The organism is Synechococcus sp. W60.3, from assembly GCF_047502615.1.
Lineage (GTDB): Bacteria > Cyanobacteriota > Cyanobacteriia > Thermostichales > Thermostichaceae > Thermostichus.
Genome location: NZ_JANSHJ010000003.1, coordinates 75,532 through 88,362, shown reverse-complemented (window position 1 = coordinate 88,362; position 12,831 = coordinate 75,532). Strand labels below are relative to the sequence as shown.

General features: G+C 59.7%; 11 protein-coding genes. 2 read left to right on the top strand and 9 right to left on the bottom strand.

Annotation, left to right across the window (positions count from 1 at the left end; translation table 11 throughout):
• Positions 1–138: 138 nt before the first annotated feature.
• The 5 genes from NW846_RS01975 to NW846_RS01955 all read right to left on the bottom strand — a co-directional run bounded on the left by NW846_RS01975 (position 139) and on the right by NW846_RS01955 (position 5,646).
• A complete protein-coding gene (locus tag NW846_RS01975; RefSeq protein WP_011431516.1) occupies positions 139–2,589 on the bottom strand; it encodes a methyl-accepting chemotaxis protein in 2,451 nt (816 codons plus the stop codon).
• A gap of 308 nt (positions 2,590–2,897) precedes the next feature.
• On the bottom strand, positions 2,898–3,416 hold the full coding sequence (locus NW846_RS01970; protein WP_041438647.1) for a chemotaxis protein CheW: 519 nt from the start codon (positions 3,414–3,416) through the stop codon (positions 2,898–2,900).
• Positions 3,417–3,527: 111 nt separating this feature from the next.
• Positions 3,528–3,893, bottom strand: coding sequence for a response regulator transcription factor (locus NW846_RS01965; protein ID WP_011431514.1), 366 nt, complete (start codon positions 3,891–3,893; stop codon positions 3,528–3,530).
• Positions 3,890–4,276: a response regulator gene (locus tag NW846_RS01960; RefSeq protein WP_011431513.1), complete on the bottom strand. Its 387-nt coding sequence runs from the start codon at positions 4,274–4,276 to the stop codon at positions 3,890–3,892. The genes NW846_RS01965 and NW846_RS01960 overlap by 4 nt, the downstream gene beginning before the upstream one ends.
• A 227-nt stretch (positions 4,277–4,503) precedes the next feature.
• Positions 4,504–5,646, bottom strand: a complete 1,143-nt coding sequence (locus NW846_RS01955; RefSeq protein ID WP_414515196.1) for a response regulator — start codon at positions 5,644–5,646, stop codon at positions 4,504–4,506.
• 289 nt (positions 5,647–5,935) lie between these two features.
• Here NW846_RS01955 and NW846_RS01950 point away from each other — a divergent pair, with 289 nt between their 5' ends.
• Positions 5,936–6,220, top strand: coding sequence for a YggT family protein (locus NW846_RS01950; RefSeq protein WP_011431511.1), 285 nt, complete (start codon positions 5,936–5,938; stop codon positions 6,218–6,220).
• Positions 6,221–6,238: 18 nt separating this feature from the next.
• On the opposite strand, the gene NW846_RS01945 is transcribed toward NW846_RS01950, so the two are convergent.
• The gene (locus tag NW846_RS01945; RefSeq protein WP_011431510.1) at positions 6,239–7,357 is read right to left on the bottom strand and encodes an electron transfer flavoprotein subunit alpha/FixB family protein; all 1,119 of its coding nucleotides are present in this window, start codon (positions 7,355–7,357) and stop codon (positions 6,239–6,241) included.
• 137 nt (positions 7,358–7,494) lie between these two features.
• Entirely contained in the window at positions 7,495–8,346 is an 852-nt protein-coding gene (locus NW846_RS01940; protein ID WP_011431509.1) for an electron transfer flavoprotein subunit beta/FixA family protein, read from the bottom strand.
• Positions 8,347–8,691: 345 nt separating this feature from the next.
• Between NW846_RS01940 and argS the strand changes: the two genes are divergently transcribed.
• Positions 8,692–10,488, top strand: a complete 1,797-nt coding sequence (argS, locus tag NW846_RS01935; protein WP_414515194.1) for an arginine--tRNA ligase — start codon at positions 8,692–8,694, stop codon at positions 10,486–10,488.
• 206 nt (positions 10,489–10,694) lie between these two features.
• Here the strand turns inward: argS and NW846_RS01930 are convergent, their stop codons facing one another.
• Entirely contained in the window at positions 10,695–10,910 is a 216-nt protein-coding gene (locus NW846_RS01930; protein ID WP_011431506.1) for a hypothetical protein, read from the bottom strand.
• 15 nt (positions 10,911–10,925) lie between these two features.
• On the bottom strand, positions 10,926–12,581 hold the full coding sequence (locus tag NW846_RS01925; protein ID WP_240527793.1) for a hypothetical protein: 1,656 nt from the start codon (positions 12,579–12,581) through the stop codon (positions 10,926–10,928).
• Positions 12,582–12,831: the final 250 nt, after the last annotated feature.

Below are 12,831 nucleotides of genomic sequence, written 5' to 3'. Positions count from 1 at the left end.
AGCAGATCGGACAGGGGAAGCTCTCCCATGCCCGGATTCTGTTTTGGGACAGAGGGATCCCGATGTCCCTGAAGTGCGGCAACTTCCCATCGGGATCCTTGCTTGTCCCTAGGATGCCCGCCAACCGAGCAGATTTGCTCATTCATCCCCCACCCGGAAGCGACCGACAGAAGCTTGCAGCTCGCGAGCGATGCTCACCAACTGTTGCAGCGAGCTGGCTACCTTCTGCGCCTCTTCGGACGTCTCGTTGGCAGTCAGCTCCACTGATTGCATTACCTGGGCCACGGCGCGAGAGGTTTCTGTTTGCTGCACGGTAGCCTGAGAAATAGCCCGCACCAGCCCATCGATCCGCCGGCTGACCTCGATGATCTCGTCTAGGCTGCTTTTGGCCTGCTCAGCCCGCCGCGTCCCCTGGATCACCACCTGCGTGCCCTCCTCCATGGCCGTCATCACGTTGCTGGTCTCCGACTGGATCTGCAGCACAATCTGCTCGATCTCCTTCGAGGCTTTGGCGGCCCGGTCGGCCAGTTGTCGCACCTCGTCGGCCACGATGGCAAAGCCCCGTCCCGCCTCGCCCGCCCGGGCGGCCTCAATACTGGCGTTGAGGGCGAGCAGGTTGGTGCGCGAAGCAATTTGAGAAATCAAGGCCACGATCTTGGAGATTTCTTGGGAGGATTCTGCCAAGCGTTTCACCTTGCGGGTCGTCTCTGCTGCCATTTCCCGAATTTCCAGGATGCTGGCCACCGTGCGATCCACTGCTTCTCCGCCGCGGGCGGCTGCTTCCGTGGCTTGAGCAGTTACGTTGGCCGCCTCGCGGGCGTTGCTGGCTACCTCTTGAATTGATTCCGTCATCTCCTGAATGGAGTTGAGGGAGTTGGAAATCTCCTCCGCCTGGCGCAAGGCATCGGCAGAGAGGCTGCGGGCAAAGTTCTCGCTCTGCAAAGCCGCATCGTTGACGGCAGCGGCGGCCCGCTTCACTTGGACAACGATGTCCCGCAAGCTGCGAATGGTCAGGTTGAAAGAGTCGGCGACGGCGCCGAGCACATCGGCAGTGACCTCCGCCCGCACCGTTAAGTCCCCGCGGGCTGCCCCCTCGACGTCGTCCAGCAGGCGAATGACCTGGCGTTGTAAGTCCTCCTTGGCCTGTCCCTGCTCGGCAGCTCGCTGGCTCAGATCGGCAAAATGGGCCTCCAGGGCGGCAGCCATTTGGTTAAAGCTGTTGGCCAAGCGGCCCAACTCGTCATCCCCTCTCGCCTCTGCTCTGACGGAGTAATTCCCCTGGGCCAAGGCGGCAAAGTGGCTGGCCAGCTCTTGAGCGGTGGAGCGAATGTGTTTGGCACTGCTGGCCCCCAGCACAACCCCGGCTCCCGTGCCGATCACTCCACCCCCGATGACCCCGGCAAGCAAGCGAGCTCCCCCATTGGCGGGGATCCCCAGGCCAATGGCCAACCCGGCAGCCAAACTCACGGCTCCTTGGATCAGCGCTGTGGCCAACTGCCGATCGGCAAGCGGGCGGTTGGCGATCCCAGCGAACATCCCCGCTCCCTGGCCCCCTGGGAGGGGCATCGAGATTGTAGGCGAGCTGCGAGCCGTTCCGCCCGCCTCCTGCGTCTCCCCCTCATCGGGAGAGAAGACCGGCACCTCGCCGCCCTCCATGCCGGCCAGTTCGCGATCCAGACTGTCCAGCTCGTTGAGCTCGAAAAGAGCAGGGCCAGGACCGGCCGTGTCTTCTTCGGGGGCAGGGATCGGCTCGCTCATGGGGGTGGCCAATTCCGTCGGCAGGCCCTCATCCAGGGATCCCACCTCCTCTTCCCCAAAAGTGGGTAGGGAGAAGCCCATCTCCTCGGGAAAAGCCGCGTCGCCAGCCAACTGCGTAATAGAATCACTGTCTAGATCCTGCAGGTGCTGCCGGTCGAACTCGCTAAGGAAGGCAAAATCGTCATCGACCACTGGGTCTGTTTGAGGCTGCTCCCTGCCCGCTCGCAAAGCGGTCTCTCCCGGAACCGCTGGCGGCGTTACCTGAGGGTTGGCGGGCAGCGGGTGAGAGGAGGCAAACGGATCCGCAGGCTCCATTTCTAGCCTTGTCTCAAAAGGATCCGCAAAGCTTTCTTCCTCGCCAAAAGTCATCTCATCGGCGGCAAAGCTGTCGCTTCGCATCGAGAAGAGATCCTGAGCAAAGGGGTCGGCCTCCTGTTCCCTCATCGCCTCAAACTCAAACTGGGGAAAGGGATCCGCCTCCTCCGGTTGAGGTGGGAACTCCCCTTGAGGTTGGAGCTTGTCTTCCTGCGCCGGAGAGGGAACATCCGCCAGCTCCGGCGCCATCTGGAGCAGCTCCTCCAGGCCCCTGCGGGCCGACTCCAGCTCCTCAGGATCGCTGGCCGTCTTGAGGATGGTATCGTAGGTATGGCGGGCTTCCAGCAACTGCCCCGCTTGCTTCTGGGCCGAGGCCAGCAGCAACTTGACAGCAGTATCCTGCGGCTGAGCAGCGGCTACCTGGTTGAACAACCGCACTGCCTCGACGTAGTCTCCCTGCCAAAAGGCGACCATTGCCTCGGTAAAGTCTCTCTGATTGTTTGCGCTCGAAACCATGGATCCTCCCTTCCCTGCTTGGCTACCTCTGTTGCTACTTCAACCCAAATGCCCAGAACTCCCCCAACACCAACCCGCCTAAACCCTTTAGATTGTTAAGCTACAGATAGGTTACCTCTCCCAACTGGCTGCTTTGCTCCCAAAAAGAATGGGCTCTTGCCCTCTTTCCACAGACCATTGGGGCAGCACGGCCACACTCGCCGGGTGGCCGGGCGCCAATCTCTAGGGAACAAGATCGGCTCCATTCTTTCCATTGTGAATGGCTTTGGAATTTCCGCATTTCTGCCGAACTTGCGGCTAGCCATTCCTCAACCCCAACGGTCGGATCTCAGGATGGCTGACTGATCCAGCAGCGGCAAGCGGGCTCCCGTCGCGGGCACCACCCATTCCCCTCGCAAGAAGGGAGCTATCGACTCAGGAGCCACGAGAACAGGCCGCACCGCTTCCGTCTTCAGCCACTCCATGCCCACAATTAAATCCACAGCCAGGCCCATCAGCAAATCCGGTTGATCCATCACGGCCACCACAGGGAGCTCGGCGCGGTCGAGGTTGAGGGGCGGGCTGATCCCCAAAAACTGCCCCAGATCCGCAACCCAGATAATTTCGCCCCGCAAGTTCAGAGTGCCCAGCAGAACTGGCGCGACATTCGGCATGGGGGTAATTTTCTCAGGGCCGATGCTCATCACCTCTACAACCGATACTGCCGGCAGGGCAAATTCTTCTCCGGTGGCGACCTTGAATTTCAGGAATAGCTCACCTTCGGGAGCCTCCATTTCCTGCAATTCTTGGGTCTCATCCCCCATCAACAGATCCAGATCCCCTAGCATGACGCTCCCCCGTATCGATGGTCTTGTGGAGGGGTGGCCGCCGCTCCCTTGTCCAGGGCATGGAACCCCTTTGGGCTCTGCCAGCAGGCATAGAGGCGGGATGGGCGGTTCCTAGCCTCTCAGCAATTGCTTAATCGTACCCACCAGTTCCTGCGGCTGGAAAGGCTTGGCAATATAGGCATCTGCTCCCTGGCGGAGCCCCCAGTAGCGGTCGAACTCTTCGCCTTTGGAAGAACACATGACAATCGGGGTTTTTTGGGTGAGCGGATCGGCCTTGAGGAGACGGCACACTTCGTAGCCATTCATCCGCGGCATGACGATGTCCAGCACGATCAGGTCGGGCTTGTTTTGCTTCACCGCCTCTACGGCTTCCACGCCATCTTCCACCGTCATCACCTCGAAGCCGTTTTCCTGCAGCAACTTGCCGATCATCTCCCGCTGGGATTGGCTGTCTTCCACCACCAGAACGCGACTCATTTTTGGCTGGTCTCCTTGATCTCCCGCAACTGCTGTTTGATAGTAGCCAATAGCTCTTGAGGCTTGAAAGGTTTGGTTACATAGGCATCGGCTTGATTGCGCTTGGCCCACTCGATATCAAAGACTTGATCTTTGGTGGAACACACGACGATGCGGATGTGCTTGGTGCTTTCATCTTTCTTCACTTCCCGGCACACTTCGTAGCCGTTCATGCCAGGCATGACGATGTCCAGCACCACCACGTCAGGCTTCTGCTGACGAATGATGTCCATCGCCTCCACACCGTCCATGGCTGTGGAGACTTCCAACCCGCTCTCGGAGAGCAGGCTGGAAATGGCCTCCAGATAGGTACGGTTATCATCCACCACCAGTACTTTGCTCATGGTCATCTCGCCCCTGCTGTGTTTCGCGTGTCCGGTCAACCCTGGCGGCTACCTGAAGTGGGATCCTGTCTTTCAGCGCTTTTGGCTGCATCTGGCCTTGCAGCCCCAGGCTGGTTGGGCTACCTCCTATTGTTTGGTGAAGTTCCTCTTCTGTCCAGTATTCTGCAGTACTCTGCTTGCTTGGCTCGAATCTCGACATTTTTTAGGGATTTCGGCTGGCCCCCCGCTTATTCGCCACCGCCCCGCTTGGGAGGTGGGCCCACATAAGATTCGACGACGGTCAACAATTCCCTCTCAGAAAAGGGCTTGCTCAGAAACTCGTTGGCCCCGGCCATGCGGGCCTTGAGCCGGTCGGTGAAGCCGTCCTTGCCGGTGAGCATGATCATGGGGGTTTCGCGGAACTGGCTGGATTTGCGCAACATGGCGCACAGCTCGTACCCATCCAACTTGGGCATGGCCACATCGCAGAGGATCATGTCGGGGTTGAGGAGAAACACCTGTCCCAGGGCTTTGAGGGGGTTGCCGATGGTGGTGACCTGGTAGCCCTCGTTTTGCAAGATGAACTCCACGGTTTTTTGGATGGCCATGGAGTCGTCGATGCAGAGGATGTGGGCGGGCTTGTCGCTGGGTTTGAGGGGACGAGTGCGCTGGGGCTCGATGATCAGGACGGGATCGGAGAGGTGGATCGCCCCTTGACGAACATAGGGATAGATGGCTTTGGCTACCACCAGGGTGTCTCGGCCCAGGTAGCGACCCATTTGGCGAATGCTGGTTTTGCCGTCCGACCACTCGCTCAGCGCCTTGAAGACGGGGGCGGGCAGGTTTTGCTGGAGCGGCAGGGGGTTGACGATGGTGGGGGCTTGGTTGGGGTCTTGGATGTAGGGGTGCAGCTTTTTCCACTCCTGCACCTGGGTGACCATCTCGGCGAGCAGAGGGGTGACAGGAAAGGTGGTCAGTTGGGGGGCCAAGGGGGATCCAGCCTCGAAAATGAAGGAGCCCTGGTGGAGGCTGAGCAGGTCGAAGAGGACTTCCCGCACCATGCCCAGCAGGATTTGCTTGCCTTGGCTGGGGTTGAGCTTGTGGTTTTCCAGCAAAGACCAGAGGCGGTTGTATTCGGGGGCATTGACCGCAGCTTTGGGAGGGATCTGAACTTCGTCTAGGGCGGCTTCCAGCTTGAAGCGGCGCAGGTAGTCTTTGAGGCGGGCGATGTGGCCTTCGGTTTCAGAGGCGTAGATGATTCGCCCGTTCAAGAAAAAGACAAACCAGTAGATGGAGGGTCTGGCCTCTACGAAAAGCTCACCGGTGCGCTGGCCCAACTCGATCAATTGAAGGATGCTTCGGATATCGATCTCTTGTAATCTTCCCTGCATGGGATCCCTGCCTGCAGTCAGCAAGATATGACCATTATGACGCTAGCCTTCTTGCTGCCATCCCACAAGGGGAGCTTTTTGGGGAAATAACCCACTTTGAATCCTGAAGATTTCTGGGTTCCTCGGGCTTTTAGGTTGGAACTGGCCAGAAGCGGATCCAGGGATCCCTTTTCAGCGACCAAAGGACTAACTTCTGGTTTGAAGGCAAGCCGATGGATCTGCACAGGCGGCTTTCCTTGGAGCAGAATAGGTGAAGAACCTCCCCTGAAACTCAATTGTTGCAAAAGCAATGCTGCCGATTTTCACCACTTGGGTGCTGGGCCCGCTGCTGGCGCTCTACACCGTTCTGTTTGTGCTGCGCATCTTCTTATCCTGGTATCCGCAACTGGATACCTCTCGGCTGCCCTATTCGCCAGTGGTCGGCCTGACGGAGTTTTTGCTGCGCCCGACACGCCGCCTGATCCCGCCCCTGGGGGGGGTGGACATGGCGCCTGTAGTGTGGGTGGGCCTGGTTACCCTGTTGCGGGAGGTGTTGCTGGGACAGCAGGGATTGTTGACCATGGCCCTGCACTAAAGTGCTTTCCCAGGAGGATTAGCGGCCCTGCAAGATAGGGATCTGCAGGGCGGGGGTTGGCGAAGGCCGGGCAGGAGAGTCCGCCTGGGTTTTCTCCTGCATCTGCTGCAGTTGCCGGATCAGTTCGGGCACCACCTGGTAGAGATCCCCCACGATGCCGTAGTGGGCAAATTTGAAGATGGGGGCAGAGCTGTCTTTGTTGATGGCGATGATGGTCTGGGACTTGTCCATGCCGACGCGGTGTTGGATGGCCCCGGAGATACCACAGGCGATGTAGAGCTGGGGGCGGACGGTCTTGCCAGTTTGCCCCACCTGGTGGGCATAGGGGATCCAGCCGGCATCCACAGCCTTGCGGGAGGAGCCGACGGCGCTGTTGGGGAAACAGGCGGCCAGCTCGCGCATCAGCTCAAAGCCGTCTGCCGATCCCAGCCCGTAGCCGCCAGCAACGATCACTTTGGCCCGCGTCAGATCGACGGCCTGGGAGAGGTTGCGCACCGTTTCCACAATTTGCAGCTTGAGATCCTCCGGCTCCAAGTTAACCGGCACCGGGATCACTTCTCCTTGGCGGGATCCGTCCCAGGGAAGCGGCTGCATCACCCCGGGGCGCACGGTGGCCATCTGCGGGTTTTTCCAGGGGCCGAGGATGCGGGCCTTGAGGGACTCGCCAAAGCTGGGCCGAATGGCGTACAGGCAGTCGGGGAAGAAGCCAGACTTGCCGGGATCTTTGCTGTTGCTGTACTCGAAGGGGCCGATGTCGAGCTCGGTGCAGTCGGCGGTCAGGCCGGTTTCCAGGTGGGCGGCCAGACGGGGGGCCAAGTCCCGACCGGTGGTGGTGGATCCCAGCAGGATGGTGTGGGGCGGCTGGGGCCAGCTTTTGATCAAGTCCAGGATAACGCGGCGGTAGGGCAGGGTGCGGTATTCGGCCAGCTCGGGGTGGTCGGCAACGAAGACCTGATCCGCCCCATGGCCGATCAGGATTGGGGGCAGGTGAGCGATGTTGTGCCCGAGGACAAGGGCGCTCAGGGTGGCTTCCAGCTTATCGGCCAGCCGTCGCCCCGCTCCCAACAGCTCCAGGCCGATGGGCTGCAACTCACCCTTGATCTGCTCGGCGAAGATCAACACCCGCTTGTGCTCCATAGAGCTTACGACTCCTCATCAAAGTAGAAAGGCTGGGAAGTTTGGTTAATTCCTATACAGATTTCCGCAACTTAGCGATAACTCACCTTTGGGCAGGCTGCAACTGAGAAGTTAAGGAATGGGTTTAGAGGGTGGAGTTAGCGGAAGGGGAAAGAGGGTAAAGCCTCTGGGGTAGCCAGGTAGAGGCTCAAGTCAAGTGCCTGAGCCAATTCCTTCACCAGTTGCGGCACGGGCTGCCCTTGAAAGATCTGACAGTTGCCGCCGATTTCCCCTACTTTTTCGGTGGCGGCCACGATGGTCGGGGATCCCTGGAGGCCGCAGCGCTTTGGATCGGCCCCCACATCGTCCAGGTTGAGGATCTGGATGGCCTCGGCCCGCGCCGCCTCATCCCGCATCAGCCGCTGCACCCGCTGCACACCGCGCAGGGTAGGATAGGCCAGACGCCGCGCCGAATTGGCTACCGTGACCAAGGCCGGCAGAGGCACCATCACGATTTGGGATCCCCCTTCGATGGCCCGCCGCGCCACCAGCATCCCATCGCGGATCTCGAAGGCCTCGCAATAGGTAACCTGAGGGATCCCCAGCCGCTCGGCCAACTGGGGCCCCACCTGGGCCGTGTCGCCGTCAGTGGTCTGGAGCCCGCAGAAGATGACATCGGGCTGGCCGGCGTAGCGAACCGTGTGGGCCAGGGTATAGGCGGTGGCCAAGGTATCCGAAGCGGCCAGGCGGCGGTCGGTCATCAAAATGCCCCGATCCACGCCGTGGGCAATGGCCTCGTAGAGCACCTCGATGGCCGGGGGCGGCCCCATGGTAATTGCCGTCACCCTCGCCCCGTGTTGCCGTTTGGTTTGCAGGGCCGCTTCCAGCGCATAGCGATCGAAAGGGTTGAGCATCCGCTTGGCCTTGGCCCGGTCGATCGTGCCATCGCTGTTGATGCCGGCTTTGGCATTTGGATCGGGAACTTGCTTGATCAAAACAAAGGTTTCCAAGAGGCAACTCCCCAGCAATTTTCTCCACGTTAGAAGGGATCCCCAACCTGCGCAGGCTTATTTAGCTTTTCTTTGGGATCGATAGCAGCTTTGGGCTTGAGCGTAGCCATGGCCGCAGAACCTGCCGTTTTCAAGGTTTCTCTCTAAGAACTGAAGAACAATTTACTATGGTTAATGAGGCGCAATGATCTCTGCTTTTCAGTAACTTTGTTAGACATCTAACTTGATACTAACTTGGCGCTACAGCAGGAGTGGCTCTGGTAGAGGGGCCTAGCCCAGGCGGAAGTATGTCAAAATCGAAAAACGCCTCTTCTCTGGGTTGAATTTTCCGGCAAGGTCTCTGCCATGGCCACCCAACCCCTCTCCACCTCGCTAGTTCGCTTTCTCACCGCCGCTGTATCCGAGAGCATTCGACGGGCCTCCGAGGCAGGGCAACTGGGATCGCTGACGCTGGAGCAGGCGGCAGGAGTTGCTCCCACGATCCAAATTCCCAGCGATCCCCGCTACGGCGACTACGCCTGTCCCACTCCTCTGGGCATGGCCAAGCTCTGCCGCATGGCGCCGGCCCAGATCGCCCAGACTCTGCAAAAACACCTGGATCTGCCGGGCATTGCAACTGAGGTAGCAGGGGGGGGGTACCTCAATTTCCGGCTGGGGGATTCCTTTTTGGCCGAGCGGTTACAAGAGCTGTTGCGGTTGGGGGAAGATTTCGGCAAAACTGCTGCCCCCCATCCCGAGCGCATCCTGCTGGAGTATGTTTCCGCCAACCCGACGGGGCCCCTGCACGTGGGGCACGGGCGCTGGGCTGCTGTCGGCTCCACGCTGGCCAACCTGCTGCGCTGGACGGGGCACCAGGTGGAGCGGGAGTTCTACATCAACGATGCCGGCAACCAGATGCGGCTCTTGGGCCAGTCGCTAGAAGTGCGGGTGCGGCAACTGCAGGGCGAAGAGGTGGCTCTGCCGGAAGACGCCTATCACGGCAGCTACTTGGTCGATATCGCCCGGCGGCTGCTGGATCAAGTTAAGGCCGGGATCCGCCCTCTGCCCACCACCCCGGAAGAGTACACCGATTTTGCCTACGCCGAGATGCTGGCTTGGCAAAAGCAGACTTTGCAACAGTTGCGCACCGAGTTTGACCACTGGTTTAGCGAGCGCCGCCTGCACGCCCCGGATCCCCAGACGGGCCTGAGCGCCATCCAACAGGCTTTGCAGGAGCTGCAGGAGCGCGGCTTCCTCTACAGGGCCAAGGCGCCGCGGGGTGAGGATCCCAAGCCGGGAGCGGAAGAGGCCGTCTATTTCAAAACCCAAGAGTTTGGCGACGACAAGGATCGGGTGGTGCAGAAGGCGGATGGCTCCTTTACCTACCTGGCCGCCGACATTGCCTACCACCGCGACAAAGTGCGGCGGGGCTATCAACGGCTCATCAACATCCTCGGCTCGGATCACCACGGCTATATCGGTCGCTTGCATGCGGCGGTGTGCGCCTTCAGCCCGGATGTCAAGCTGGAGATCCTGATTGGACAATTTGTCAAATTGTTCAAAACCGACCCGGAAACCGGCGAGAAAACCGAAGTGCGCATGTCCAAGCGCACCGGCAATTTTGTCTCCTTAAACGATCTCATCGACGATCCCGAAATTGGCGTTGGGGTGGATGCGGCCCGCTGGTTTTTGCTCAGCAGCAGCATGGACAGCCCCATCAACTTCGATTTGGATTTGGCCGTCAAGCAAACTTTCGACAACCCGGTGGTCTATGTCCACTACAGCCATGCCCGCTGCTGTACCCTGCTGCGGCGGCTTCAGGAAGAAGAAAAAGTGGAGCTAACTAACAAAGTTACCTTGACAGAGCAACAAAAACTGCCCTACCAAGAACCCGAAGAGCGGGCCCTGTTGCTGCGCCTGTTGGCCCTGCCCGATGAGCTGATCGCCGCTGCCGAAGAGCGCGCCCCCCACAAGATCATCCGCTATGCCGAGGCGATTGCCGCCGATTTCAACAAGTTTTATGACAACTGCCGCATTTTGCCCCTTTTGAAAGAGGATCCCCTCTTGGCTCAAGCCCGCATTCAATTGGTGCAGGCCACGCGACAGGTTTTGTTTAACGTGCTTACCGGCATTCTCGGCCTGAGCGCGCCGGAGTCGATGTAGATTTTAAGTAACACCGATCCCCATCTCAATACGAGAGGGAACTTGGGGATCAACTGCCTAAGTTTCGACTCTGTGGGCGCGCAAGAGCACGTTGGTTCCTAGCCTCTCTTGAGCCATCCAAAAAGCGCAAATCCACCACGAAACCTCGTCTTGGCGATAGATGCCACCGGTGAAAAGGTAAGGTTGCAAAATATCGGCCATCTGGGCTAAAGCTGGCACCTCAGCACATGATTGGCCCACACTTCGGGATCCAGAGCCTCATAAACGTAATCGGAAGGGAAATATAGATGGCTTGCTTCCAGGCTAGGTTGGCTGGTCAGCAATAACTGAGCAGGATCCGAAGACTCACATCCCAAGCGATCCCCGATTTGAAACGTGAGTTGAAACAAGCGGTTAATCAGCTCGAATTGTTCGGCGCTCATAGATTGAGATGGGCATCAGAGTTGACAAGTGCGACGGCTGCGTTCCAGCTCCGGCTCGATCCAAGAGAGGGCAAAGTGACTCACACAGGGCAACTGCGGGAAGCGGCGGGCCAGCTCTGCCATTTGGGCTTCCAGGCTGGGGCGTTTTCGCTGCGCTTGTCCCCACAGGCCGGCAATGGCCGGGCAGACAAAGGTTTGGGGAGAGGCCACGGCCAAGACCTGCTCCACCTGCTGCGCCACACAGGAGCCATCCTCGCACTTGGCATAGGCCATTGGGTGCCACTCCATGCCGGGATCGAAGCGATCCCAGGGCTGGAGACGAGCGTCAAACCCTTCTCCCACCGCCTGATTGCCATCGGGGAAAAAGACGGCTCCGCTCGGGATCCCAAGGCTTTGGGCCGGTTGGGCAGCTTGCCGTAGGTAATCGAGGATCCCGTAGCGGGCAAACTCGACGCTGAGCTGCCAGAGCTGCTGCTGCCAGCGCTCCTGTCGGAAAGCGGCGCTGGGTGTCGGAGAGGGGGTGGGATTCGCCGACGGCTGGGAATCCTCGTTTGCAAGGCTTGAATGTAGATCTTCGTTCCCGCCTGCTCTGCCTTGGGCCATCCCGTCCCATAGCTCTGGAGAAAGCGGCCGCTCCCCGCTTGCGCTGGGCCTGGGATCCCCTGGCTGACGCCACTTGGGCTCTTCGCCATAGGTGGCGTCCAGGTGGAGCACATCCGCCACTGTCACGTAGCCCTGGCTGAGGTAACGCTCCAGCAAGGCTCGGCCTGCCGCGTTTTCTGCCAAATCCAGGTAGGCTTGCCGGGCCGCCTCCCCATGGATCCAGAGATCCCGGACGGTGGCTGCCAGGCTGGATCCCCCAGAGCCGCGGGGATAGCGAATGTAGTCGAAGAGGATCCCATCCGGCTGCCGCTGCAGGATGCGGCGGATCAGCTCGGCAAAATCCCGGCGCGCCACGGGATGGAAGGGATCCACAAACACCTCATCCGGGCTGCCCAAATCTTCCAGAAGGGCCGTTGCCGGATCCAAGACGGTGGTGAGGCCACGGCCGTTGCGGGCCAAGACTGCCTGACGATCCGGTCGCTGTCCGTAGCTGTAGCCAAAATTGAGGGAAAACACCCAGGCATAAGCCGAAAGCCCTCGCCGTCGCGCCGCCTTGAGGGCCAAATCCAACAAATCGGCGTTGGGCTGTAGGCTGGGCCAGATCCCGCCCCCACCATCTGGCAAAATGGAGCGGCCATCGTAAAACGTCTCGATAAAGACGCGGTTGTAGCCCAGGTTCACCACCTGGTCAAACACCTGATCCAACACGCCCGGATTGGCATCGCAGGGATGCAAGCGCACCCAAATGGCTTGGATTTGCGGCCAACGGCGGCTACGGCAGGCGATCAAGGCAGCGCGATGTTCTGCCAAAACTTGGTTGTATTCAGCTCGGGCGGCATCTGACTGGGCGGCCCGCTGGCGCAGTTGGGCCTTGCGCGCCACTTCCTCAGGCGGCTGCCGGCAGAAGGCGTCGAGGGATCCCCTCTGTTCCCCCCTACCCTGCAACCCGGAATGGCCGGGCCAGAGGAATTGGGCCTGGGCGGCGATCCCGGATCCCAGGAGTATCAGCGCGCCGAGCACGCCCCCCAGCCAACGGATCCCGTATTTTTTCCACCGTTGCCTCAGCACTCCCGACACTCTCAACCTCTACTGAGAATGGCTTCAATCCTATCCTCTTTCTCCTCTAAAGATCGGCAAATCAAAAGCAATTGTTCCCGCTCGAACAAGCTCAATCAAGCTCATTTAACTTCGAGCCCGTTGTCCTGAAACTTCTCGCACGACTGTGGGCTTCTCAGCGCGGAGAATAACATTGCAGGAAGCTCGATCGTTTACCGATTTCAACAGAGTGAGGAGCCTATCTTTGTAGCAAAAAATACGG